Below are 23,346 nucleotides of genomic sequence, written 5' to 3' on the forward strand. Positions count from 1 at the left end.
ATGGCCTGGACATCGATCCTCGCGATCTATTTCCTCTGTTGGGTGTTCAGCGCGCTGCTGGTGCTGCCCTTCGGCGTGCGCACCCATCAGGAGGCGGGGCTGGATCTGGTGCCGGGACAGGCCGACAGTGCCCCGGCGAATTTTCGCCCCGGCCGGGTGATCCTGCGCGCGACGGTGCTGGCGGCGGTGCTCTGCGGCCTGTTCGTGGCCAATTACATCTATGGCTGGATCAAGCTGGAAGACATCGATTTCTTCGACAGCGGCCCTCCCGGATGGGTCGATCCGGAAGCAACACCCGGAGCCGGCTGACCCTCCGCGCGATCACGAGCGCAGCCGGTCGATCGACTGCGCCAGGGCAACATAGAGCTTGCCCATGTCGGAGGAGAGCAGCGTCACCGCCAGCGTATTGCCTTCGCGCGTGGACAGCACCGACCGCAGCATCCCTTCGAAGTCGTGGATGTAGCGGTTGATCGTCTCGCGAAGCTCCGCATCGTCGCCATAGAGTTCGGCCACAGCCTTACTGTTCTGGTTATCGAGCAGCCGGACCGCACGGCGCGTGAAGATGCCCCGGTCGCCCCGCAGATAGCTGGCCCACGCCGTATCCGTCACTTCGCTGTCGAGCGCCTTGGCGATATCGATCGCAGCCGAATTGAGACCTTCGGTGATCAGTGTCATGCGACGCGTGAAATCGCCGTCGACTGTCTCCTCGGCCTGCTCGCGCGCATGCGCCACCCGCCGCTCAAGATTGCCCGCGAGTTCGTTCACCATCGCCAGCTGATCGCGCAGCTGGATGGCCGTTTCGCGGCCCGCATCGCCTGCATGCACAGCCGCTTCCTGCAGGTCCATGATCGCCTGCGTGACGTGCTGTTCCACTGCCTGGCCGATCGCTTCGCTGCTCTCGCTGCCGATGCGCTCGGCCATTTCCCGGATCCGCGCGGCCTGCTCGTCGCTCAGCCCATTGAGCGCCTGGCCCGCTGCTTCCTGCAGCGTGGCCACCGCTTCCTGCAGTTCCCCCCTGGCTTGGGCGGAGAGCGCCTCAGACTGCGCGGCCAAGGCTGCAAGCCGCTGCTCCAGCTCGGTCAGTTGCTCGGCCGTGGCTGTGCCGCTGCGCTGCGCCTGATCCACATTGCTCGCAAGCGCTGCGCCCTTGGCGCCCGCCTCGGCGATCAGATCCTTGAGCGAGCTTGCATGTGCTTCAAAGGCAAGCAGACGCTCCTCCGCTTCACCAATGGCCAGCGGCAGGTCTTCGCGGCTGTGCTGAGCGCCGGAACGAATGATCTCCAGCAGGCGGACGCTGGAATTGGTGAGCTCGGAAACCTTGTCGCCATTCTCATTGAGGATCGCCCTGCTTTCGGCCAGCTTCTCCGCCAGCCCGTGCGCGGCATGGGTGAGATTGTCCTGCGTGCGCCGGCCCTGGCTGGCGAGTCGCTCCATCTCGGCGCCGAGTTCGGCAAGCCGCTCCGCCATGGCCTCGCCCCGTTCGGCCAAGCCTGCCACATGCGCCAGCTGCTCCTCCTGCCGCTCGGCGATCTGTCGATCGAAGCGGGCGAGACGATGCTCCAGCTCCGCGAGCGAGGCAGCTTCGCGCTCGTTTGCCTGAACATTGCGCTGCTCCAGATGCGCTTCGAAAGCTTCGAACCGCTGGACGATCATGGCATCGACCCGTCCGGCCTCTTGGCTCAGGGCATCCAGCCGCTTGCGCGCGTTGGCCAGTGCCTGCTGGTCCACGTCCGAAACCTTGCGGATCGCTTCGAACATGCGCTCCTCCAGCGCTGAAACAGCAGCGGCCCAGGCTTCGGCGGCGTCGGTTTCGCCTTCGCGCAGGATGTCGGAGATGCGCTTTCCTTCCTCCACCAGCTGGGCGAGTCGGGCGCGCAGCACTTCCAGCGCCGCCTCCTCTGCCGCCTGCACCTCGTGCCGCTGCTGGTCGAGCTCTGCCCCGAGAGCGCGCGCGCGGTGACGCACGGCCGCCAGCGCAGCCTGCTCTGTGGTCTCCAGTTCGGCCCGGCGGGCGGCCAGCTCGGCGCGGAGGGTGTCGGCACGATCGCGCAGCTGTTCGAGCGCTGCATCTTCCGCGCTTTCGGCGTCGCGGCGGCGGTTCTCCAGTTCCTCTTCCAGAGCTGCCGCACGGCGCCGCAGCGCAGCAAAGCTGTCTACCTCACGCCCGTCGAGCTCGGCGCGGAAGGCCGCGCTGCGTTCGTTGAGCGCGGCGAAGCGCCGCTCAGCGATGTCGCCCAGATGGCTGGCCTGCTGAGCGAACGCCGCCACGGCCTCGTCCACCCGCTCGTGCAGCGCGTCCACCTGGCGTCCGCTGGCCTCGCCGAATTCGTTCAGCCGCTTCATCCCGGCGATCATCTCGCCAAGCTGTTCGCGGGCCACATGGCCAGCATTGCCGATCTGGTTGCTCACATCACGTGCGGAATTGGCGATCACAGGCAGCTCACCGCGCAGGCGATCCATGTTCTCCAGCGCCGTGCTGCTGACCTTGCCGATGACCTCCACCTGCGCGCCATTGTCGCGGATGAGACCCTGCAACCGATCAGCATGTTCGGAAAGCCGGTCGCTCGCCACACGGCCAAGGGATTCGAGATCGCGCGACTGGGCGGCGATGAACTCTCGTGCCAGGCTTAGCTCGCGATTGACCGTCGAAAGGCGCGTTTCCAGCTGTCGCGACTCCTCCGACAGAGAACGCGCTGTGGCAGCGAAGCGTCGTGCCTCTTGCCGGCTGTTACGGACTGCCAACAGCCACAGTGCCACGACCAGCAGGACGGGCACGGCCCAGTCCACAATCCAGCCCTGCCACTGCAGGGGTGTGGCGCCGCGGAACATCTCGGCTTGATGGACCCAGCCGAAGAAGCCGGTCCAGCCGATCACGGCCAGAGCGGCGACGACAGGCACCACCCAGCCGAAGCTGCGCGCTGCGCCTGCTTCCATATCGGCGGCCCAATCGCCGGCCTGCGCGGAGCTATCCACCCGTGTCTCCTCCGCCGCCGGCACCTGCTCCTCCACAGCCGCTGCGCCGCCTTCGGACGAAGCCACTTCCGTGCCATCCCTCTGCGATTCGGGGCCGATTGCCACCAGATTCTTTCTGCCTGCCATCGGCCGAGATTATCACACGGCCGGATGCGATAAACCCCGGCTTAACTGCTGATCCACTATCGCGTTTCCATGGTGGATGAGTCGGGAAATTTCGATTCGCATCTGGCGGCTGCGGCCGGCCAGGATTTGGGGCTGCTGGCGGAATTGCGCGCATGTTTCGTGGACAGCCTCACCCAGCATGTCGATCTTCTCGGCCGCGCGCGCTGCGATGCCAATTGGATCATGGCGGCGCTGCGGCTGAAGGGCCTTGGGGCGACCTTCCATTCCTCGGAACTGATCGATCTGGCCGGGGAGGCGGTGGACGGCGCCCCGGGTGACCCGGTGGTGCTGCGCAAGCTCGGCCGCTTTCGCGACCAGTTCACGACGAGCCATTGAGCGCCCGCGCGCATCGCTTGCGCTCGAGGGGGCTGAACGCCTAGTCACTCCCCCTTCGACAGATGGGAGCGATCCGGGTGCGTGCCGCCCTTATTTCGATAGCAGGACAGCCGCGTAATGCGGCAGGCGATGCGCCTCTCGCAGTAGCCGGTCGTTCGCTGGCTCTGCGCCAGCTGGACCTCGCCCGCGCGGCGGGGTGCGAGCGGATCATCGGCTTCGGCGGCGGAGCAGGCGGCGATGCGCTGGCCTTGCAGCACGCCGCCGAGGATGCGGGGCTGCGGTTTCAATCCATTGGCGGTGCACATGGCTTGCTCGGCGCTGTGCGTGCAGCTGACGAATTGCTCGTGCTGGCTCCCGGACTTTTCGCGGAGGATCGGCGCGGACTGGAGCAATTGAGGCGCGGTGGGGGTGTGCTGACGCTGCCTGCTGGGCCGGCCATTGCAGCAGGCTTCGAACGGATCGACCTCGAACGGGCCTGGGCCGGTGCCCTGCTGGTTCCGGGTGGACTGGTCGAACGGCTCGCCGACCTGCCGGATGACAGCAATCCCTTCGCGGCCCTGCTGCGGATCGGGCTCCAGGCCCGTCTCCCCGAGCGTGCGCTGTCGGAGGAGGTTCTGGTGGAGGGTAGCTGGTCCCTGCCGCGCAGCGACAAGGACGCGCGCGATCTGGAAGACAGCTGGCTGGATCGGCACCAGTCGCGTGGGCCCAGTTCCTCTCTCGCCGGAAGCGCCGCCCTCCTACTGCTGCGGCCGCTGGCGGGGCAATTGCTCGCCCGGCCGCGTGCGCTGCCGGGGGCGCTGGGACTGACGGGGCTGGCGATCGCTGCGGCGGCCGGTGCTGCGGCAGCCGGTTTTCCAGCCGTGGGCTTCCTCCTGCTCGCCATGGGCGCTGTCGGCATGCCCTTTTGCGCCGGGCTCGCGCAGCTGAACGCCGCGCCCTTCGGCCAAGCGCGCACTGCGCCCGTTCTGGTGCTGGAGCGGCTGTTAGACCTTAGCCTGGCCGTATGTGGCGCATCAGCCATAGAGGGTGGTGCCCTCCATGCGCTGTTCCCGCCGCTCGTACTGGTGGCCAGTCTGCACGCCGTGAATCCGGGAAGCGCCAAGCCGCCGGTGTCGTTGCTGGGGGACCGGGCGGTCCTCTCCCTGTTCCTCGCCAGCGCTGCAGCGTTCGGGCTGGCGGAAGCGGCACTGATGTTGCTGGCCCTTGCAGTGCTTGCCTTCGGCGTCGTAGCGCGATGGCGGAATAGCGGCTAACGCGCATTTAACCTTGGTCTGCTACGGCAGGCCGATGAGGCGAACCCCATGACGGAGCAGGCGTGAGCGAGGTTGAAGGCATCCTGCGCGAGAGGCTTGCACGCGATGGTGCGGTGCTTGCCGGCGTCGCCCCGGTGCTTCGCCACCTGCTGCGCGGCGACGCGGGCGAGTTGTTTGCCGACGAGGTGGTGGCCCGCGTCCGCGGCATGCTGGCGGACCTTGCCGAGCAATTGCTGCTTGCGCTCGCTGTGCATGCCGATGTTCCCGATCGCGATGCCTTCCTCGCGGCGCAGTCGGATCATTTGATCGACCGTATGGCTGCAGATGGCGGGCTGCTGGGGCATGTTCACGGGCTGGCTCTGGAGGGCCGGCTGACGGAGCAGCTGCAACAGCGCAGTGGTATCGACGGCGTGCTGACCCCGCTGGTGCAGGATCTCGCCGCATCTCCGGAGCCGGAAATTTCAGCGCGCGCGATGGCATTTCTCGCTTCGCAAGCTCGCTTCGTGCAGCAGCAAAGGCGCATGGACCTGCCCCTGGGGGAGTTGCCGGGGGATTATTTCCACCGGGCCCTGTGCGCGCTCGCTGCTCATGCCGAGGCGGCCGATTGCGGCGGCGCTGCCGAGCCCGCCTGCGCGGCCCTGCGCGAAACGTTCGAGGAGGCCCGTAGCCGACTAGGGCTCGCGGCCCGCATCCTCCTGGGGCTGGGAGAGGATATCGCGCCGGCGCTGCAGGTGGAGCAAGCCGGAGTTGCCCTTTTCACCACGGCGCTGGCGCTGGTGACCGAGCAGGAACGCACGATGGTGTTGCTGTCCTTCGGGCAGGCAGCGTCGGACCGGCTTGCCGTTGCGCTCCGGACCGCCGGGCTTGACCGCGACGGCCTCCATACGCAGCTTTTCTTCATCAAGCCGGATGCCGATGTCGTTCGCGGTCTCGATCTGATCGACGGCGACACCGCAAGCGCGCTACTGCGCGAAGAGAGCGGGGCCTGAGCGATGTCGGGAACGACGATCCACATCGCCCGCGCGCGCACGGATACGGGCGACCGGCTGATCGAAGCAGAAGAACCGCTGGCCAGTCTTCAGCGGCGATTGGGTGGCGAGCTTCCCGGCGTGGTGGCCGCGCCCGCTCTGCTCGAGCTAATTCGCAAGGCGCGCCTTTATGGACTGCGTTTTGCAAGACCGATCCGCGCGCAGGACGGGGCGGAGCGGATTACGGCCTGGGCGGAAGTGGTGCCCGATGCAGACGGCTGCGCCATCAGCATGTCCAACTGGCACGTCGCTCCCCTTTCGCCCGCCGAGCTGCAGAAGACGGCCGAACGCCGCTCGAGCATCCTCCGTCAGTCAGCGGAGCTCTCCGCAAGGTTGGGGCCGGAGCAGGAATTGCTCGCGGTGGAGAGCCGCTGTGTCGATTTGGCAGACTTGTCCAGCCGGATGGAGCTGGGGCGCGGCCGACGCTGGACCGAATTCGTCGGTCTCGCGGGCGCCGAAGGAGGCCAGAAGCAGAACCTTCATTGGCGCCTGTTGGACGGCGCACGGCTGACGATCGACGGATCATCGCGCAGCTGGACCGCGCATCTCATTCCGCTAGGGGCTGCCGCACCCGGCCGAGATGGCTTCGAACTGCATCTGGTTGCGGATGAGCCCCCGCTTGCGGAGCACGTCCCGCCAATGGTCGGCGCGACGAGGCAGGCCATGACCGCTGCCCTTGGCCGGGAACTCGCCCCCGTGCTGCGGCAGCCGGTGGCCCGGATCATCGCCAATGCGGAGACGATCCGGACGCAGCTCGCCGGTCCGCTGGCGGAGGAATACAGCAATTACGCCGCAGACATCGCGACAGCCGGCGAGCATCTGCTGGCCTTGATCGACGACCTTGTCGACCTTGAAGTGGTGGAGGACGAAGATTTCAGTACCGCCCCCGACCATATTGACCTGGCCGATGTCGCGCGGCGGGCGGCGGGCATTCTCGGCATGCGGGCGCGGGAGCGCGGGATAGGCATAGATGCCCCCAAGCCTGACGAGAGTGCGCCGGCAGTGGCCGAGTTCCGCCGCGTGCTGCAGATCCTGCTCAATCTCGTGGGGAATGCCATCCGCTACACGCCGGAAGGTTCGCAGGTTTGGCTTCGCGTCGAGAGCGAAGGCGCAATTGCCCGGCTTGTCGTGGCGGATCAGGGCGAAGGCCTCTCCGAGGACCAGCAGACGCGAATTTTCGAGAAGTTCGAGCGCCTAGGCCGGACAGGCGATGGCGGATCGGGTCTCGGGCTGTATATCTCGCGGCGCCTTGCCCGCGCGATGGGCGGTGAACTTCGGGTGGAAAGCGCGCCCGGGCAGGGCGCTCGTTTCATACTGGACCTGCCGGCCGATCCCGAGGGCTGAGCCTCAGCGGCGCGCGACGCGCCCGGCCAGCCAGATCAACACCAGGCCAATTGCAGCGGTGATCGCGCCGCGCACAGCCCAGCTGCGGTCGGCCAGCATGAAGCTTTCCTGAGGCCACATCACGATGCCGAGCCCCTGCAGAGTCCACAGGAGCCCGGCCGCGAATAGCAATATGCCCAGGACCCGGATGATCCATCCGAGCAAGCGCATGGCTCAGCGCTTCTCCACCGGCACGTAATCGCGCTGCGTCGGCCCTGTGTAGAGCTGGCGTGGGCGACCGATCACCTGGCCGGGATCGGAGATCATCTCGTTCCACTGCGCCACCCAGCCGACCGTGCGGGCAAGGGCGAAGAGGGCAGTGAACATAGTGGTCGGGAAGCCGATGGCGGAGAGGATGACGCCCGAGTAGAAGTCCACGTTGGGGAACAGCTTCTTCTCGACGAAATAGTCGTCCTTCAGCGCCAGTTCCTCGAGCCGCAGGGCGGTTTCGAACACCGGATCGGTCACGTTGAGCGCGTCGAACACCTCGCGCACGGTCTTCTGCATCACCGTGGCGCGCGGATCGTAGTTCTTGTACACGCGGTGGCCGAAGCCCATCAGGCGGAAGGGATCGTTCTTGTCCTTCGCCCGCTCGATGTAATGGGGAATGCGGTCGGGCGTGCCGATCTCGCGCAGCATGTTCAGCGCCGCTTCGTTGGCACCGCCATGCGCGGGGCCCCACAGGCAGGCAATGCCTGCCGCGATGCAGGCGAAGGGGTTCGCGCCGGAGGAACCGGCAAGTCGGACCGTAGAAGTCGAGGCGTTCTGCTCGTGATCGGCATGGAGGATGAAGATCCGGTCCATCGCCTTTTCCACCGCCGGAAGCACCTCATATTCCTCGGCCGGGACGCCGAAGGTCATGCGCAGGAAATTGCCGGTGTAGCTCAGCGAATTGGTCGGCTGCATGAAAGGCTGGCCGATCGAATATTTGAACGCCATGGCCGCGATCGTCGGCATCTTGGCGATCAGCCGGTGGCTGCTGATCCGGCGATGCTCCGGATCGGAAATATCCGTGCTGTCGTGATAGAAGGCCGAAAGCGCACCCACCACGCCGCACATGATCGCCATGGGATGCGCATCGCGGCGGAAGCCCTGGTAGAACTGCCGCAGCTGGTCGTGCAGCATGGTGTGGCGGGTGATCGTGTAGGTGAAAGTGTCCAGGTCATCCTGGCTCGGCAGTTCGCCGTTCAGCAGCAGATAGGCCACTTCCATGAAGCTGGAATGTTCGGCCAGCTGCCCGATCGGATAGCCGCGGTGAAGAAGGACACCTTCCTCGCCGTCGATATAGGTCAGCGCGCTCTCGCAGGACGCGGTGGACTTGTAGCCCGGGTCGAAGGTGAACATCCCGGTGGTGCCATAGAGCTTGCGGATATCGACCACATTGGGCCCGCAAGTGCCTTCCATGATCGGGAAGTCGAAATCCTGCCCCCCGGCCGACAGTTGTGCCTGCTTGTCCGACAAAATACGTCTCCTTGCGATCGATAATGTTAACCCGGCGCGCTGGCTTGCGCGTCGATCCGCGCCAGGCTCTCCTCTCGGCCAAGGAGGGCCAGCACATCGAAAATTCCCGGGGATGTGGTTTGCCCCGTCAGTGCCGCGCGAAGCGGCTGCGCGAGTTTCCCGAGGCCGAGCCCAAGCTCCTCTGCATAGGCTTTCAGATTGGCCTCCAGAGCCTCGATTGTCCAGTCCTGTTCGGCCTGCAAACGCGCGGAAATCTGCGACAGGAGCTGCCGTGCATCCTCCGTCAGCAGGCTCTCGGCCTTCTCGCTCATCGGCAGGGGCAGCTGCTGGAACAGGAACGCCGCGCCCTCGGCCAGTTCGTTCAGATCGCGCGCGCGGGTCTTGAGCACGGGCATGGCCCTTTCCAGCACCGCCGCGTCAGCCTGCGCGCCGATCCGCGGCGCCACCAGCGCCGCCAGCCGCGCGTCGTCCGCCCGGCGGATGTAATCGCCGTTCATGCTCTGCAGCTTCTTGAGATCGAAGCGCGAAGGGCTCCTGCCGACGCCTTCCAGCGTGAAGGCGGCGATTGCCTCCTCCCGGCTGAATTCCTCCTGGTCGCCGTGGCCCCAGCCGAGACGAAGCAAATAGTTGAACAGCGCTTCGGGAAGGATCCCGAGTTCGTCACGATAGGCATCGACGCCCATCGCCCCGTGCCGCTTGGATAGCTTGGCGCCGTCATTCCCGTGAATCAGCGGAATATGAGCGTAGATCGGGTCTTGCCAGCCGCCTTCGATCGCATCCATGGCGCGGATGATCGGCAGCTGGCGGAAGGCGTTGTTGAGGTGATCGTCGCCCCGGATGATATGCGTTACGCCCATGTCGTGATCGTCGACCACCACGGCGAGCATATAGGTGGGCGTGCCATCGGCGCGCAGAAGAATGTAATCGTCGATCTCGGCGTTCTTCACCGTCACGCGGCCCTGCACCGCATCCTCGATCACCGTCTCCCCTTCGTCCGGCGTCTTGAGCCGGACGACGAAAGGCGCGCCCAGCGGAGCATCGGCGGGATCACGATCGCGCCAGCGCCCGTCATAGCGCAGCGGCTGCCTGGCGGCGCGCTGCGCGGCGCGCATCTCCTCCAGCTCCTCGGGCGTGGCGTAGCATTTATAGGCATGGCCGGCGGCCAGCAGCTTTTCCGCCACTTCGACGTGCCGGGAGCCACGCTCCGATTGGTAGACCGTATCCCCGTCCCAATCGAAGCCCAGCCAGCCGAGTCCATCAAGAATGGCGTCGATCGCCTCCGTGGTGGACCGCTTCTGGTCGGTATCCTCGATTCGCAACAGCGCCTTGCCGCCGTGGTGGCGGGCGAACAGCCAGTTGAACAGCGCCGTGCGGGCGCCGCCGATATGCAGAAAGCCTGTCGGGGAGGGCGCAAAGCGGGTCACGACAGGCCGATCCGATGCCGCCGTCACGCTATCGCTTGCCATCTGCACTCGCTTCCTATCCAATAACCATCATGGCTACGCGCCATTCGCCACTCGTTCCGTTGGGGGAGGACACGGGGGATGCTGCGTTGCAGCAGCCGCCTTGGCGAATGCGCGGCCTCTTGTCCAGCTTTGCAAATGGCGCCGAAGGGTTCCTGGCCGGTGCTGCGCTTGATCGCGGGCCATGGCTCGCGGTGGCGCTGGCAGCGGGAATCGCGGCCTGGTTCGCGCTCCCTACGCAAGCGAGCTGGGTGGCTGCCCTGGCCGGTGGCCTGCTCCTGGCGCTTGGCGCGGGCGCAATGTGGCGTGGGCGCCACGAGCGATCCCACCTGCTGACCGCTTTCGCCGTCGTGGGCTTGCTTTTCGCCTTTGGCGTCACGCTCGCCTGGACCCGGTCCGAAGTGGCCGGGACCGAACCCATCGCGCGGCCGATGTCGGCCGTGGTGGAAGGACGCGTGCTTCAGCGGGAGGAGCAGCCGGCCGAGGAGCGTGTTCGTCTCGTCCTCGCTATCCGGGAGCCGGGCGCCGGTCGGGCGATCAAGGTACGGATCAACATTCCGTTGGCACAGGACGACCCGCGGTTCACCGAAGGGGCGCTGCTGCGGCTGCGGGCACGGCTGATGCCGCCAGCCGCCCCCATGCTGCCCGGCGGCTATGATTTCGCGCGCACGGCTTGGTTCGCGGGGCTTGCCGCAACCGGCTCCGTGCAGGGGCCCGTCGTCGTGCTGGAAGAGGGGCCGGGCGGTGCTGTGCTGCCGGATCTGCAGCGGCGCCTGTCTGCCCATGTGCGGGAGAGGCTGGGGGGCTCCCCCGGCGCAATCGCGGCGGCCTTCGCCAGTGGAGATCGCGGCGCTATTGCCGAGAGCGATGAGGCGGCGATGCGCGATGCTGGCCTGACGCACCTGCTTTCGATCAGCGGTCTCCATGTCAGCGCGGTGATCGCCGCCGCCTATATCCTCGCCCTGAAGCTGTTGGCCCTGTGGCCCTGGCTGGCGCTGCGCGTGCGCCTGCCGCTGCTTTCGGCCGCTGTCGCCGCGATGGCGGGGATTGGCTACACCCTGCTGACGGGGGCGCAGGTGCCCACGGTGCGCAGCTGCGTGGGCGCGCTGCTGGTGCTGGGGGCGCTTGCATTGGGGCGTGAGCCGCTGAGCCTGCGCATGGTGGCCATCGCCGCGGTGGTCGTCCTGCTCCTGTGGCCGGAGGCGCTGGTTAGCCCCAGCTTCCAGATGAGCTTCGCGGCGGTAATTGCGATCGTGGCGTTGCATGAGGCTAGGCCGATCCGCGCCTTTCTCGCTCCCCGTGAAGAGGGATGGCTGTCGCGGGCCGGGCGGCGCGTGGCGATGCTGCTGCTCACCGGCCTGGTGATCGAGCTGGCCCTGATGCCGATCGTGCTGTTCCATTTCCATCGCGCCGGGCTGTACGGCGCCTTTGCGAATGTAGTAGCCATTCCGCTCGTGACCTTTCTGTCCATGCCGCTGATTGCATTGGCGCTGGTGCTGGACCTCGCCGGGCTGGGCGCGCCGTTCTGGTGGATGGCCGGCAAGTCGCTCGATCTCCTGCTCTTCATCGCCTATCTCACCGCCGGGCAGGCGGGGGCCGTCAAGCTGATGCCGCAGATGGGCGGCCCGACCTTCGCCCTGTTCCTTGCGGGTGGGCTGTGGCTGGCGCTGTGGCGCGGACGGATGCGGCTGCTCGGTCTCGTTCCCACGGCGCTGGCGACCCTGCTGCTGCTGGCAACCCCGCGGCCGGACCTGCTGATCTCCGGCGACGGGCGTCATGTCGGAATCGTGGGCGAGGATGAGCGGCTGATCATGCTGCGCGACAGCCGCAGCGACTATGCGAAGGACAATCTCCTGCAGATGGCTGCCCTTGAAGGGGAGCCGGTGGCGATGGCGGACTGGCCGGGAGCGAGGTGCTCGCGTGACTTCTGCGTCGTCTCCCTGCGGCGGGGTGGGCGGGACTGGCACATCCTGATGAGCCGTAGCCGGGAGATCATCGCTGAGCGGGCACTGGCAGCGGCCTGCGAGCGGGCCGACATCGTCATCGCCGATCGCTGGCTGCCGGCCAGTTGTCGGCCGCGCTGGCTGCGGGCCGACCGGCGCATGCTGAGCGAAACCGGCGGCCTCGCAATCGTGCTTGCCAGCCGGCACATCGACACGGTGGCGGAGGGGCAGGGCGACCACGGTTGGTGGCGCGCCGGCGTGCAGCGGAGCCGCCGCTGACCCGCCCTCACCAAAGTGGGGCCTCAGCCCCTCAGTGGTAGCGGCGCAGCAGGCCCGCGAGCTTGCCCTGAACCTTCACCTCATCAGGGCGGAAGAATTGCGGATCGTAGGAGGCGTTGGCGGGATCGAGCCGGATCATGCCGTTTTCCCGCCGCAGATATTTGAGCGTAGCCTCTTCATCGCGCACCAGCGCGACCACGATTTCGCCGTCCCGCGCCGTATCGGTGCGGCGGACGAGCGCATAATCGCCGTCAAAAATACCCGCTTCCACCATGGAGTCGCCGGATACCTCTAGCGCGTAATGCTCCCCCGCGCCCAGCAGGGCGGCGGGAACCGGCAGCACGCGGCTGTCCTCCAGCGCTTCGATGGGTACGCCCGCGGCAATGCGCCCGTGGAGGGGGATTTCGATCACGTCATTGGCCGGGGAAGGGGCCGCGCGCGGTGCCGTGGCCACCTTGCCGACCACAGAGGCGGACGAGCCCGTATCATTGGCGGCCTGCCGCAGCGATGCCGTCCGGTCTTCAGGCTGGCGCAGCACTTCCAGCGCGCGGGCGCGATTGGGCAGGCGGCGGATGAAGCCGCGTTCCTCGAGAGCGGAAATCAGGCGATGGACCCCCGATTTGCTCTTCAGGTCGAGCGCCTCCTTCATTTCCTCGAAAGACGGGGAAATGCCTGATTCCTCCAGCCGCCGCTGGATGAAAAGCAGGAGCTCGTGCTGTTTGGCGGTCAACATGAAGCCACTCCTCGAGATGTTCCAATTCGGGAACGAACATGGAACAATTAGGCAACCCGCGCTTGCCCGTCAAGCAATTCCGCCATTCTCGAGCAGATAGGCCTGAACCATCTCTCCTGCCCGCGCTGCGGGGGCGCCGATCTCCCGCCGGATCAGCGCGTCTGCGCTGCCCAGCGCGGCAAGGGCGCTGCTGTCCTGCTGCGCGATCGGCGCGAGCCCGCCGGGATCGAGGCGCGCGCGGACGAATTCCAGCCGCCCGCCCACGCCGGGCAAATCGCCGGCCAGGGGGAAGCCGAGAAGGCGGGGAAGGGGCTCCGCCGCGCCGGCGATGCGGCGCAGCAGCGGCAGCAGGAAAAGGAACGCGGTGACATAGCTCGACACCGGATTACCCGGCAGACCGAGCACGATCTGCCGCCCGCGCCGGGCCACCAGCAGCGGCTTGCCCGGCTTCATCGCCACGCGCCAGAAATCGATCCGCGCACCCCAGGCCTCCAGCGCGGGGCGGACAAGATCGTGATCGCCCACCGACGCTCCGCCGCTGGTGACCACCACATCGGCCCCTTCGGTACGGGCGAGAGCGTCTGCAAGGGCGCCAAGATCGTCCCTGACCGGACCGATCCGCATGACCGATCCAGCCCAAGGCGCGGCCATGGCAGCGAGCATGGCCCCGTTACTGGCGGGAATGCGATGCGGCGGACAGTTCTCGGGCGTCTCGGCCAGTTCGTCCCCGCTGTCGATCACGACGAGCGCGGGGCGCTGGCCGACAGGCACCGAGGCATGGCCGGCGGAGATTGCGAGGGCGATCTGCGCCGGGCCGAGCCGGGTGCCGCCCGCGAGCAGGCCAGCCCCGCGGCGGAAATCAAAGCCCGCTCGGCGCACATGACGCGGCGCAGCCTCTCCTGCGGGGGCGAGCGTGAGCCGCTCACCCTCTCCCACCGCCTCTTCCTGCAGCAGAACGGCCCCACCTTCTGCCGGCATCAGCGCGCCGGTGGAGATGCGGATCGCTTCTCCCCGCCGGAGCGCGCCCGCAAACGGGTGCCCGGCCGCGCTTTCGCCCACCACCTTCCACGGACCGGAGAGATCATCCGCGCGCATGGCATAGCCATCCATGGCCGAGAGGTCCGCCGCCGGCTGATCGCGCTGCGCTGCCAGCTCGGCCGCAAGAAAGCGCCCCAATGCCGCCTCGACCGGCAGGGTTTCGCTGCCGCGCGGCTCTGCCATTGCGAGCAGCCGCGCCTGCGCCTCACCAAGCGGAATGGGTTCCGGCAGACTCATGCCGCGCGCCAGGTGCCGCTCTTGCCGCCGGTCTTTTCCAGCAGGCGGATGCTCTCGATTACCATGCCCTTGTCGATCGCCTTGGCCATGTCGTAAATCGTCAGCAGCGCGAGGGAGACGGCTGTCATCGCTTCCATCTCCACGCCGGTGCGGCCGGTGAGCGAGGCGCGCGCGGTCACCTCCACGCTGTCATCCGCGAAGGTGAAGTCCACCGTCACCGCGTCCAGCGCGAGGGGGTGGCACAGCGGAATCAGGTCACCCGTGCGCTTGGCCGCCATGATGCCGGCGATGCGCGCGGCGGCCAGCACGTCGCCCTTGGGCCCGCTGCCGTCCCGGATCGCATGAAGTGCTTCCGGGCTCATGCGAATGCGGCCCGTAGCGGTAGCGCTGCGTGCCGTTTCCGGCTTGCCGCCGACATCCACCATGCGCGCCGCGCCGCTCTCGTCGAGATGGGTAAGCCTGGTCATCGGATCTGCTTTTGCTCCCTGGTGGATGGGCTGGCTGGAACACGCTGGAACAGGGTTCGTGCCAAAAAATTATCCCGGTATATCATCTGTGTGCGAGTAGGATCGGCAGAGGGGGTGGAACATTTCGCATTCCCCGCCCATGCCGCGCCGGCCTGGCTGTAGGACAGGCGGGCATGGAGCCGCTCCGTCAGAACAAGCGCCCGCCATCGGGCACCTTCCTGTCGGGCGAGAACAGCACCACATGTCCTTCCTCATCGGGGAAGCCCAGGGTGAGCACCTCGCTCATCATCGGGCCGATCTGGCGCGGTGGGAAGTTGACCACCGCCGCCACCTGCCGCCCAATCAGATCATCCAGCAGGTAATGCTCCGTGATCTGCGCCGAGCTCCTCCTGAGGCCGATCGCGGGGCCGAAATCGATCAGCAGGCGATAGGCCGGCTTGCGCGCTTCGGGGAAGGGTTCCGCCTCCACGATGGTACCGACGCGAATGTCCACCTTGAGGAAATCCGCGAAGGCGATTTCGGGAGCGGCGGGAGCGGCGGGGTCGTGGTGCATATGCATCGTGCCGCTCTAGCCTTCATGGTCGGCGAGGACTAGACCGGCGCAAAGGCGGAAGACCGCCATGGGTTCGCGCGACCCGGCAGCAACCTGTCCTGCAAAGCCCGCCAGCGGGCGCTGCGGAGGAAACCCTGCCGGGGCGCAAGTGTATTGAAGGCGCAATGGCACGGAAAACCGATCGCGCGCAAAGGCGGCTTATCGCCCTGAAGGCGCAAATGCGTGTGGGGGAGCACTGCGCCGAAATCACCATTGCCAATGTCTCCGCCACCGGGCTGCTGGCGAGGGCGGACTCACCCCCGACGGTGGGCACGCAGGTGGAAATCCTGCGGCGCGGAACGCGGATAGCGGGCGAGGTGGTATGGACTGCGGGGCGGCGCTTCGGCGTGCGCGCGCATGAGGAGATCGATCTGGCGGCGCTGCTGGGGGAATCGGGGATCGGGGCGAACCTTTCCCAGGCCGAATCGCGCCCGAGCGCCCAAACGGGCTGGTGGCACTGGCGGCGGAAATAGCCGCGCGGGTGCCGCTCAGCCGGCCAGCAACGCGCGGGTCGCCTGCTCCACATCCGTTTCGCGCATCAGGCTTTCGCCAACCAGGAAGCAGCGCACGCCCGCGCGCGCCAGCCGCGCGCAATCGGCGTGGCTGTTGATACCGCTTTCACCCACCAGCAGCGTGCCTTCGGGGGCCAGCGGCGCCAGCCGTTCGGTGGTGCCGAGATCGGTAACGAAGCGCTTGAGATCGCGATTGTTCACTCCGATCAGGCGCGACTGGAGCCGGGCGGCCCGTTCCATCTCGCCTTCGTTGTGCACTTCCACCAGCACATCCATGCCCCGTTCGATCGCGGCAGCTTCGATCTCCGCCATCTTCGCATCGTCCAGCGCGGCCACGATGATGAGGATTGCGTCCGCCCCGATCGCCCGGGCTTCGGCCACCTGCCAGGGATCGACCATGAAATCCTTGCGCAGCACGGGCAGCGAACAGGCGGCCCGCGCATCCACCAGAAAATCCTCATGCCCCTGGAAATAGGGGGCATCGGTGAGCACGGAGAGGCAGGCGGCGCCGCCCCGCTCATAGGCCACCGCATGTTCGGCCGGGCGGAAATCGGCGCGGATCAGGCCCTTGGAAGGCGATGCGCGCTTGATCTCCGCGATCAGCCCGAAGCCCGTGCCGGCCGATTTCGCTTCCAGCGCCCGGCGGAAGCCACGTGGGGCAGATTGGGCGGCGGCCAGCCGGTCAAGATCGGCCACGGTCGCCAGTGCCTTGCGCGCGGTGACCTCTTCGCGCTTCGTCGCGCAGATCTCGGTGAGTTTATCCATCGCGCGTTCCATGGCGGCGGCCGGCGGCGAAGTCGAGAGCGAAGGCGGTCAGCGCCGGGTGACGGCAACCCAGCAATCGAGCAGCGCCTTGGCCAGCCCCTTGTCGATGGCTTCGGCTGCTTCTTCCACGCCTTCGGCCCAGCTTTCCACTTCCTCCGCCACCAGCAGCGCGCCGGCGGCATTGAACAGCACGGCCTCGCGATAGGGGCCGGGGGCGCCCATCAGCAGATCGCGCAGGGCCGCCGCATTATGCGCCGGGTCGCCGCCGCGAATGGCCTCCACCGGGTGGCGCGGCAGGCCGGCATCGGCGGGATCGACGCGCGACATCCGTACCTCAGCGCCGGTGATCTGGGCCACTTCATTGCCGCCCGCCAAGCTCAGCTCGTCCAGCCCCTCGTCGCCGGAGACGACGAAGCTGCGCTCCGTGCCGAGCCGGGCCAGCGCCTCGGCATAGATGGGCACATAGGCGGGGCGGGCGATGCCGATCAGCTGCCGTTCCACGCGCGCGGGATTGGCGAGGGGGCCCATCAGGTTGAAGATGGTGCGGCGGCCGATCTGGCGGCGGATCGGCATGATGCGCGCCATGGCGGGATGGTGCTTGGCGGCGAACAGGAAGCCGATGCCGAGATCAGCCAGCGTTTCCTCCGCAGTTTCCGCCGCGCGATCCAAATCGAGGCCGAGCGCCTCCAGCGTGTCCGCCGCGCCGGCCTTGGAGGAGGCGGCGCGGTTGCCGTGCTTGGCCACCGGCACACCGCAGGCCGCGACCACCAGGCTGACGGCGGTGGAGACGTTGAGGGTGTGGTGCCCGTCGCCCCCCGTGCCGCAGACGTCGATGGCGCCGGCAGGGGCCGTCACCGGGATCAGGCGGCTGCGCATCGCCCGCGCGGCGCCGGCGATTTCCGCTGCCACCTCGCCGCGTTCAGCCAGTTCGAGCAGGAAGCGGGCGACATCCTCGTCCGCATGGCGCCCGTCGAGCATGGCGCCGAAGGCATCTTCTGCCTCATCCTCCGCGAGCGGGCGCTCGACCGAAGGCAGGCCGGTCACGCCCGCGCCTTCGCTTCGAGCCCGCAGATCCGGAGGAAGTTGGCGAGGAGTTCGTGGCCGTGTTCGGTGGCGATGCTTTCCGGGTGGAACTGCACGCCGTGGATCGGCAATTCGGCATGGCGGAAACCCATCACCGCAGTGCCGTCGATTCCCGGGGTCTCGCTCTCCGCATTGATGACGAGGCTGTCGGGAATGCCTTCCACGATCAGCGAGTGATAGCGGGTGGCGGTGAAGGGGGAGGGCAGGCCGGCGAAGAGGCCGGTGCCGTCATGCGTCACCGGGCTGGTCTTGCCGTGCATCAGCCCGCCGCGGACGACGCGCCCACCGAAATGCTGGCCGATCGCCTGATGGCCCAGGCACACGCCCAGCAGCGGCCGCCGCTCCGCCGCGCAGGCGGCGACAAGATCGAGGCTGACGCCGGCTTCGTTCGGCGTGCAAGGGCCGGGCGAGATCAGGAAGCCGCTGGCACCCGATGCCAGCGCCTCGCGCGCGGTCAGCGCATCATTGCGCACCACCTCCACCTTCGCGCCCAGTTCCATCAGGTAATGGACGAGGTTGAAGGTGAAGCTGTCGTAATTGTCGATGACGAGGATCATGCGCGGCCTACTGCCCGAAACCGGGTTCGGCGGCAATCCGCGCCGCCTCGCGCGCGGCGGCAATCAGCGCGCCGGCCTTGTGGCGGCATTCGGCCGCTTCATAGGCCGGCTCGCTATCGGCCACGATGCCCGCCCCGGCCTGTACATGCATCACCCCGTCCTTCACCACGGCGGTGCGCAGGACGATGCAGCTGTCGACTGAGCCATCGGGCGCGAAATAGCCGACGCCGCCGGCATAGGGGCCGCGCGTCTCCGGCTCCAGCTCGGCGATGACCTGACACGCGCGGATCTTGGGCGCGCCCGACACGGTACCCGCGGGGAAGCCGGCGAACAGCGCATCCAGCGCATCGCGATCCGCCGCCAGCCGGCCGACCACATTGCTGACGATGTGCATCACATGGCTGTAGCGCTCGATCGTGAAGCTGGCGGTGACAGCGACGCTGTCCGCCGCGGCCACGCGCCCGACATCGTTGCGCCCGAGGTCGAGCAGCATCAGATGTTCGGCGCATTCCTTCGGATCGGCCAGCAGGCTGCGCTCGTTCTCGCGATCCTCCGCCGCATTGGCACCGCGTGGGCGCGTGCCGGCGATCGGCCGGATCGTCACCTCGCCATCGCGCACGCGCACGAGGATTTCGGGGCTCGATCCCACCACGGCGAAGCCCGGCAGATCGAGGAAATAGAGGAAGGGCGAGGGGTTCACCCGCCGCAGGGCCCGATAGAGCGCCAGCGGGGGCAGGGGGAAGGGGCAGGTGAAACGCTGCGCCAGCACCACCTGGAAGATGTCGCCCGCAGTGATATACTCCTTCGCGCGGCGGACCATCTCGGCATAATCCGCCTCGTCCATCACCGGCTGCAGATCCATCGGCGGCAGCTGTTCCGCCTGTGGCAGCGGTGCGGGCCCGGCGGCGAGGCGGCGCAGCGCCTCGTCGATACGCTCGCCGGCGCGCTCCACTGCCAGCACCGGATCGCTTCCGCCCGCCCATACGGGGGCGATGCAGAACAGATCGTCGGTCAGGCCGTCGAACACCAGGATCAGCGTGGGGCGCGCGAACAGCATGTCCGGCAGGTCGAGCTCGCTTTGCGGCGCGCGGGGCAGCTTCTCGACCAGGCCGATCGTCTCGTAGCCGAAATAGCCGACGAGGCAGGTAAGCGCGCTCGGCAGTTCCGGCGGCACGTCGATCCGGCAGGACTGGGCGAGGGCGCGCAGTTCCGTGAGGCTGTCGCGCTCCAGCGGTTCGAAGGCTTCGCGATCCTGCTGCCAGCGGCGGTTGACCTCGCAGGCGGCACCGCTCGCACGGAACAGCAGATCGGGATCGAGGCCGAGGAAGGAATAGCGCCCGCGCACCGCGCCGCCTTCGACGGATTCGAGCAGGAAATCGCCGCGCCCCGGCTCGATCAGCTTGAGCGCCGCGCCGACCGGCGTCTCCGTGTCGGCCACGACCTTACGCCATACGAGCGCCGGCGCGCCCGATTGCAGGCGCTCGACTGCCGCCGCTGCGCGATCACCATCCGTAACGGGCCGGGACACGGACAGGGCAGGCCTCAGTTCGCGTTGCCGACGAGCTGCGCGCGCACCGCGTCAATCGCGGCCTGGTTCCGCTCGCTGCCGATCTGTGCCTGAACCGCTGCCATGAACTGTTCAGCGTATTCGTCGCCCGTCACATTACCCAGCTGGCTCGCGGTGGTGGCGATGATCGGATCGTCTTGCTTGACCGTGCCCGGCTCGACCTTGTCGAGCTTCACGAGATACCAGCCGCCTTCGGCGCGTCCCTCGAGCTTCTTCACCGTGCCGGATGCCATGCTGAAGAACAGTGCCAGCGGTGCGGGGACCTGGCCCTGCTGCGTCAATTCGCGGCGGGTCATGCTGATGCGTTCGGGCGGCGGAGTGCGCTTCTTTTCCTCGCTCATCGCCTGGGCGAGGCTCGCGCCTGCGGCGACGCGCTTCATCACGCGGTCGGCCGCCTGCTTCGCCGCGATGTTGCCCTGGCTGCGGCGCCAGGCGAGGGTCACGTCATCCTTGATCTCGGCCAGCGGTGCGACGGCCGAGGGGGTGATGTCCGAAGCTTCGAAGATAATGAAGGAGTCGTTGCCCAGCGTCGCCAGCTGCGGCTCGCCCTCGTCCATTTCGAACGCGGTGTTGAGCACCGGGCCGAGCTGTTCCGGCGCCGGCTCCCCGCTGCCGTACACGCGGCCGTCGGCGGTCAGCGGCTTGCTCACCACCGGATTGAGCTTCAGCTCCTTCGCCACATCGGCAAGGCTCCGCCCGTCCTCCAGCTCGCTTTCGATGCGCACCGTCAGGTCGTCCACGGCCTGGCGGCGCTGCTCGGCCGCCAGCGTATCGCGAATCTCGCCCCGCACATCGGCCAGCGCGCGGGCCGGCTGCTTGTTCACGGCGTCCACCCGCAGCACATACCAGCCGAGCCCGCCCCGCGCAGGAGCGGCGATCGCGCCCTTCGCGGCGGAGAAGGCCGCCTGGGCGACGGCGGTGGAGGCCGAAGTGGTCAGTTCCGCCTGCGAAACGGGGCCGAGAGTGGTCGTGGCAAGACCCTTCTCCTTCGCCGCGGCTTCCAGCGACTTGCCGCCCTGCGCCTGCGCCGCAATGGCGCGCGCATCGGCTTCGTTCGGCACCACGAGCTGGGTGAAGGTGCGCGTTTCCTTCGCGGCATATTGTGCCTTGTCGCGATTGAAGCGCGCCGCGACCTGCGCCTCGGTCGGTTCCACCGGGCGGGCAAGCGCTTCCTCGCCAAAGGTGACATAGCGGATCACGCGCCGTTCGGGGCGGATGAAGTCGCTTTCGTGCGACTGGTAGAAGGCCTTAAGCTGCGCGTCGGTTGGCGCGCCTTCCGGGGCATAGAGCGCGGTCGGCAGCAGCGCGATTTCGCCGCTGCGTTCTTCCAGCAGCAGGGCGGCGTAACGCTGCGCGAGCTTTTGCGGCAACTGCGCATTGGCGGCCACCGGTGTCACCGCCTGCCGCGCGAGCAGACCCATGGCGAGATCATCCCGCACCGCGGCTTCGGTCAAACCCCGCTGGCGGATGGCCGCGAGGAAAGCGTTCTGGTCGAATGCGCCGTCAGGGCCGCGGAAGGCGGGAATCTGCAGGATTTCGCTGTCGATCAGCCGGTCCCCGGCGCGCAGTCCGGACTGGCGCGCGAATTCCGCGATCGCGGCGCGGCGCAGCATCTGATCCAGCACCTCGTCGATGCCGCCACGAGCGATGAAGGACTGCACGGTTACCCGAGGATCGCGCTGCCGCACCTGCTCCACCGCGTTGCTGACATTCATCGAAAGCTCGGAGGTGCTGATCTTGGAATCGCCCACCACGGCCACGCGGTCACCGCCCGAAACACCGCCGAAGGTTCCGGTATTGGCCACGTCCGAGCTGGCGAAGGCGAGGGCGATCAGCGCGAGGAACACCAGGGTGATGACGACGCCGAGCTTCGATTTGAAGAAGTTGCGAAAGAACTGGAGCATGGAAGGTGGTCTGCAATCTCTGACGTGTCGCGCGCTGGCGCCTTTGGTGGGCGCTTTATCCGGCCTGCGTCCCCGCCGCAACAGTGGACAGGCGGCTTGCCTCCCATGTGGAAAAGCTCTTTTGACAACGGCTGCCGCGCGGACTAGCGGGCTCGATGCTTGGCCCCCGGAGGGGCTATTCAACCAACCTGTATTTTTCGAGGACTATAGATGGCCCTGCGCCCCTATATCGTTGGCAACTGGAAGATGCATGGCACCCGCGCCATGCTTTCGGAAGCTCGTGCGATTGACCGTGCAGCCGAACGGCTGCTCAAGGCCGAAGTGGCCCTCGCGCCGCCCTACACGCTGATCCACGCGACCCGCAAGGAAGCGACGCTGATCGGTGTGGGCGCGCAGGATTGCCATGCCGCGGAAGGCGGCGCCCACACCGGCGATATTTCCGCCGCCATGCTGAAGGACGCCGGAGCCGGCTTCGTGATCGTGGGCCATAGCGAACGGCGCGCCGATCACGGCGAAACCGACGCCGTGGTGAAGGCCAAGGCGGAAGCCGCGCTGGGTGCGGGCCTTTCCGCAATCGTATGCGTGGGCGAAACGGAAGCCGAACGCGATGCCGGAAAGGCGGAGGCGGTCGTTTCTGCCCAGCTCGAAGGCTCGTTGCCGACCGGCGATGGGGCGGCAGAAAAAGTCACCGTAGCTTATGAACCCGTCTGGGCGATCGGCACCGGCCGCACCCCGACAGTGGAAGATGTGGGTGCGATGCACCGTTCGATCCGGCAGACGCTGGAACGGATCTATGGCGAAGCCGGGGCCCAGGTGCGCATTCTGTATGGCGGTTCGGTGAAGCCGGACAATGCCGCAGAACTGCTGGCGGCCGATGAGGTGGGCGGCGCCCTGGTGGGCGGAGCCAGCCTGACGGCGGAGCAGTTCCTTGGCATCATCGTCGCCGCGGCGGAGCTGGGCGAACATTGATCGCGCGTGGTCGCGCCGGACCGCCCGGTGCGATCCTTGCCCCGCCGGGCTACTGCGCCTACATGGCGGGCGAATTGCCGAAAGCAGAGAACAGTTCATGTCGCTTTTCATTTTCCTGACTGTCGTTCAGGCGCTCGTCGCCGCCGCACTCGTCGGCGTCATCCTGATGCAGCGCTCCGAAGGTGGCGGCCTGGGAATGGGCGGCGGCGGCAGCCCCGGTGGCCTTATTTCGGCGCGCGGCGCGGCCGATTTCCTTACCCGCATGACCAAGTGGCTCGCGGTGGCCTTCGTGGGCCTTTCGATCCTGATGGCGGCCGTGGCGGTCGATACCACCGGCGGTCGCGAGATCGACGATTCGCTTCAGCGGAGCGTGGGCGGTACTGCCCCGGTCGACCAGCTGGTGCCGCCGGCGCAGGGGCAGCCTGGCACGGCGGCTTCGCCGGCAGCGGAGGCCACCCCGTCACCCGCTCCGGCCAGCGACGATCCGCTCGCGGGCGTCGCGAACTAAACGTTTAAATCGGAATTGGATGACCGGCCGGCCTGTTGCCGGCCGGCTGCATGTGCGTGGAGAAGAGACAGGTGACGAAGGCAATCGATCAGGGCTGTGCAAATAGATGCTTCGGCCGCTTGCCTCGAAT

Annotated in this window: 22 protein-coding genes; 9 read left to right on the plus strand and 13 right to left on the minus strand. The window is 67.5% G+C overall.

Translation table 11 applies throughout. From position 1 onward, the window contains the following. Positions 1-309, plus strand: a complete 309-nt coding sequence (locus AEB_RS10780; RefSeq protein ID WP_119083200.1) for a DUF1467 family protein — start codon at positions 1-3, stop codon at positions 307-309. 12 nt (positions 310-321) lie between these two features. On the opposite strand, the gene AEB_RS10785 is transcribed toward AEB_RS10780, so the two are convergent. Further along, positions 322-3,099: an ATPase gene (locus AEB_RS10785; protein ID WP_119083201.1), complete on the minus strand. Its 2,778-nt coding sequence runs from the start codon at positions 3,097-3,099 to the stop codon at positions 322-324. Positions 3,100-3,168: 69 nt separating this feature from the next. Here AEB_RS10785 and AEB_RS10790 point away from each other — a divergent pair, with 69 nt between their 5' ends. From AEB_RS10790 to AEB_RS10810, 4 genes are all read left to right on the plus strand, one after another. Next, positions 3,169-3,474 (plus strand): Hpt domain-containing protein, encoded by a 306-nt coding sequence (locus AEB_RS10790; RefSeq protein WP_119083202.1) that lies wholly within the window; start codon positions 3,169-3,171, stop codon positions 3,472-3,474. 77 nt (positions 3,475-3,551) lie between these two features. Beyond that, the gene (locus AEB_RS10800) at positions 3,552-4,727 is read left to right on the plus strand and encodes a hypothetical protein (protein WP_145985295.1); all 1,176 of its coding nucleotides are present in this window, start codon (positions 3,552-3,554) and stop codon (positions 4,725-4,727) included. 62 nt (positions 4,728-4,789) lie between these two features. Then, positions 4,790-5,716: a hypothetical protein gene (locus AEB_RS10805; protein ID WP_119083205.1), complete on the plus strand. Its 927-nt coding sequence runs from the start codon at positions 4,790-4,792 to the stop codon at positions 5,714-5,716. A gap of 3 nt (positions 5,717-5,719) precedes the next feature. Further along, positions 5,720-7,099 (plus strand): sensor histidine kinase, encoded by a 1,380-nt coding sequence (locus AEB_RS10810; protein ID WP_119083206.1) that lies wholly within the window; start codon positions 5,720-5,722, stop codon positions 7,097-7,099. Positions 7,100-7,102: 3 nt separating this feature from the next. Here the strand turns inward: AEB_RS10810 and AEB_RS10815 are convergent, their stop codons facing one another. From AEB_RS10815 to gltX, 3 genes are all read right to left on the minus strand, one after another. After that, positions 7,103-7,309, minus strand: a complete 207-nt coding sequence (locus tag AEB_RS10815; RefSeq protein ID WP_119083207.1) for a hypothetical protein — start codon at positions 7,307-7,309, stop codon at positions 7,103-7,105. Positions 7,310-7,312: 3 nt separating this feature from the next. Further along, positions 7,313-8,542 (minus strand): citrate synthase, encoded by a 1,230-nt coding sequence (locus AEB_RS10820; RefSeq protein ID WP_442858062.1) that lies wholly within the window; start codon positions 8,540-8,542, stop codon positions 7,313-7,315. 83 nt (positions 8,543-8,625) lie between these two features. Continuing rightward, entirely contained in the window at positions 8,626-10,065 is a 1,440-nt protein-coding gene (gene gltX, locus AEB_RS10825) for a glutamate--tRNA ligase (protein ID WP_119083209.1), read from the minus strand. 29 nt (positions 10,066-10,094) lie between these two features. Here gltX and AEB_RS10830 point away from each other — a divergent pair, with 29 nt between their 5' ends. Further along, positions 10,095-12,284, plus strand: a complete 2,190-nt coding sequence (locus tag AEB_RS10830; RefSeq protein WP_119083210.1) for a ComEC/Rec2 family competence protein — start codon at positions 10,095-10,097, stop codon at positions 12,282-12,284. 31 nt (positions 12,285-12,315) lie between these two features. Here AEB_RS10830 and lexA read toward each other — a convergent pair whose 3' ends face one another. The 4 genes from lexA to AEB_RS10850 form a co-directional block, all read right to left on the minus strand. Beyond that, positions 12,316-13,017: a transcriptional repressor LexA gene (gene lexA, locus AEB_RS10835; RefSeq protein ID WP_119083211.1), complete on the minus strand. Its 702-nt coding sequence runs from the start codon at positions 13,015-13,017 to the stop codon at positions 12,316-12,318. A gap of 69 nt (positions 13,018-13,086) precedes the next feature. After that, on the minus strand, positions 13,087-14,292 hold the full coding sequence (locus tag AEB_RS10840) for a molybdopterin molybdotransferase MoeA (protein WP_119083212.1): 1,206 nt from the start codon (positions 14,290-14,292) through the stop codon (positions 13,087-13,089). Then, entirely contained in the window at positions 14,289-14,759 is a 471-nt protein-coding gene (gene moaC / locus AEB_RS10845) for a cyclic pyranopterin monophosphate synthase MoaC (protein WP_119083213.1), read from the minus strand. Before moaC ends, AEB_RS10840 begins: the two co-directional genes overlap by 4 nt. 187 nt (positions 14,760-14,946) lie before the next feature. Then, the gene (locus AEB_RS10850; protein WP_119083214.1) at positions 14,947-15,318 is read right to left on the minus strand and encodes a tRNA-binding protein; all 372 of its coding nucleotides are present in this window, start codon (positions 15,316-15,318) and stop codon (positions 14,947-14,949) included. Between the two features lie 158 nt (positions 15,319-15,476). Between AEB_RS10850 and AEB_RS10855 the strand changes: the two genes are divergently transcribed. After that, a complete protein-coding gene (locus AEB_RS10855; protein WP_119083215.1) occupies positions 15,477-15,824 on the plus strand; it encodes a PilZ domain-containing protein in 348 nt (115 codons plus the stop codon). 15 nt (positions 15,825-15,839) lie between these two features. Here AEB_RS10855 and trpC read toward each other — a convergent pair whose 3' ends face one another. From trpC to AEB_RS10880, 5 genes are read right to left on the minus strand one after another with little or no spacing between them, the layout of a single operon-like run. Next, on the minus strand, positions 15,840-16,628 hold the full coding sequence (gene trpC / locus AEB_RS10860; RefSeq protein WP_119083216.1) for an indole-3-glycerol phosphate synthase TrpC: 789 nt from the start codon (positions 16,626-16,628) through the stop codon (positions 15,840-15,842). A 48-nt stretch (positions 16,629-16,676) separates the two neighbouring features. Further along, entirely contained in the window at positions 16,677-17,672 is a 996-nt protein-coding gene (gene trpD / locus AEB_RS10865) for an anthranilate phosphoribosyltransferase (protein ID WP_119083217.1), read from the minus strand. Further along, on the minus strand, positions 17,669-18,268 hold the full coding sequence (locus AEB_RS10870; RefSeq protein ID WP_119083218.1) for an anthranilate synthase component II: 600 nt from the start codon (positions 18,266-18,268) through the stop codon (positions 17,669-17,671). The genes trpD and AEB_RS10870 overlap by 4 nt, the downstream gene beginning before the upstream one ends. Before the next feature lie 7 nt (positions 18,269-18,275). Further along, positions 18,276-19,796: an anthranilate synthase component I gene (gene trpE, locus AEB_RS10875; protein ID WP_119083219.1), complete on the minus strand. Its 1,521-nt coding sequence runs from the start codon at positions 19,794-19,796 to the stop codon at positions 18,276-18,278. Positions 19,797-19,810: 14 nt separating this feature from the next. Next, positions 19,811-21,739, minus strand: coding sequence for a peptidylprolyl isomerase (locus AEB_RS10880; protein WP_119083220.1), 1,929 nt, complete (start codon positions 21,737-21,739; stop codon positions 19,811-19,813). Between the two features lie 210 nt (positions 21,740-21,949). Here AEB_RS10880 and tpiA point away from each other — a divergent pair, with 210 nt between their 5' ends. After that, positions 21,950-22,708, plus strand: a complete 759-nt coding sequence (tpiA, locus tag AEB_RS10885) for a triose-phosphate isomerase (RefSeq protein WP_119083221.1) — start codon at positions 21,950-21,952, stop codon at positions 22,706-22,708. 97 nt (positions 22,709-22,805) lie between these two features. Further along, positions 22,806-23,216: a preprotein translocase subunit SecG gene (gene secG / locus AEB_RS10890; protein WP_119083222.1), complete on the plus strand. Its 411-nt coding sequence runs from the start codon at positions 22,806-22,808 to the stop codon at positions 23,214-23,216. The last annotated feature ends 130 nt before the right edge of the window (positions 23,217-23,346 follow it).

Source organism: Altererythrobacter sp. B11 (assembly GCF_003569745.1).
In the GTDB taxonomy this organism is placed as follows: domain Bacteria; phylum Pseudomonadota; class Alphaproteobacteria; order Sphingomonadales; family Sphingomonadaceae; genus Croceibacterium_C.

Excerpts from the sequence above, each read along its gene's own strand:
- AEB_RS10780 (WP_119083200.1), top strand. The coding sequence starts at position 1 with ATGGCCTGGACATCGATCCTCGCGATCTATTTCCTCTGTTGGGTGTTC.
- AEB_RS10785 (WP_119083201.1), bottom strand. The coding sequence starts at position 3,099 with ATGGCAGGCAGAAAGAATCTGGTGGCAATCGGCCCCGAATCGCAGAGG.
- AEB_RS10790 (WP_119083202.1), top strand. The coding sequence starts at position 3,169 with ATGGTGGATGAGTCGGGAAATTTCGATTCGCATCTGGCGGCTGCGGCC.
- AEB_RS10810 (WP_119083206.1), top strand. The coding sequence starts at position 5,720 with ATGTCGGGAACGACGATCCACATCGCCCGCGCGCGCACGGATACGGGC.
- AEB_RS10815 (WP_119083207.1), bottom strand. The coding sequence starts at position 7,309 with ATGCGCTTGCTCGGATGGATCATCCGGGTCCTGGGCATATTGCTATTC.
- AEB_RS10820 (WP_442858062.1), bottom strand. The coding sequence starts at position 8,542 with ATGGAAGGCACTTGCGGGCCCAATGTGGTCGATATCCGCAAGCTCTAT.
- gltX (WP_119083209.1), bottom strand. The coding sequence starts at position 10,065 with ATGGCAAGCGATAGCGTGACGGCGGCATCGGATCGGCCTGTCGTGACC.
- AEB_RS10830 (WP_119083210.1), top strand. The coding sequence starts at position 10,095 with ATGGCTACGCGCCATTCGCCACTCGTTCCGTTGGGGGAGGACACGGGG.
- lexA (WP_119083211.1), bottom strand. The coding sequence starts at position 13,017 with ATGTTGACCGCCAAACAGCACGAGCTCCTGCTTTTCATCCAGCGGCGG.
- AEB_RS10840 (WP_119083212.1), bottom strand. The coding sequence starts at position 14,292 with ATGAGTCTGCCGGAACCCATTCCGCTTGGTGAGGCGCAGGCGCGGCTG.
- moaC (WP_119083213.1), bottom strand. The coding sequence starts at position 14,759 with ATGACCAGGCTTACCCATCTCGACGAGAGCGGCGCGGCGCGCATGGTG.
- AEB_RS10850 (WP_119083214.1), bottom strand. The coding sequence starts at position 15,318 with ATGCATATGCACCACGACCCCGCCGCTCCCGCCGCTCCCGAAATCGCC.
- AEB_RS10855 (WP_119083215.1), top strand. The coding sequence starts at position 15,477 with ATGGCACGGAAAACCGATCGCGCGCAAAGGCGGCTTATCGCCCTGAAG.
- trpC (WP_119083216.1), bottom strand. The coding sequence starts at position 16,628 with ATGGATAAACTCACCGAGATCTGCGCGACGAAGCGCGAAGAGGTCACC.
- AEB_RS10870 (WP_119083218.1), bottom strand. The coding sequence starts at position 18,268 with ATGATCCTCGTCATCGACAATTACGACAGCTTCACCTTCAACCTCGTC.
- AEB_RS10880 (WP_119083220.1), bottom strand. The coding sequence starts at position 21,739 with ATGCTCCAGTTCTTTCGCAACTTCTTCAAATCGAAGCTCGGCGTCGTC.
- tpiA (WP_119083221.1), top strand. The coding sequence starts at position 21,950 with ATGGCCCTGCGCCCCTATATCGTTGGCAACTGGAAGATGCATGGCACC.
- secG (WP_119083222.1), top strand. The coding sequence starts at position 22,806 with ATGTCGCTTTTCATTTTCCTGACTGTCGTTCAGGCGCTCGTCGCCGCC.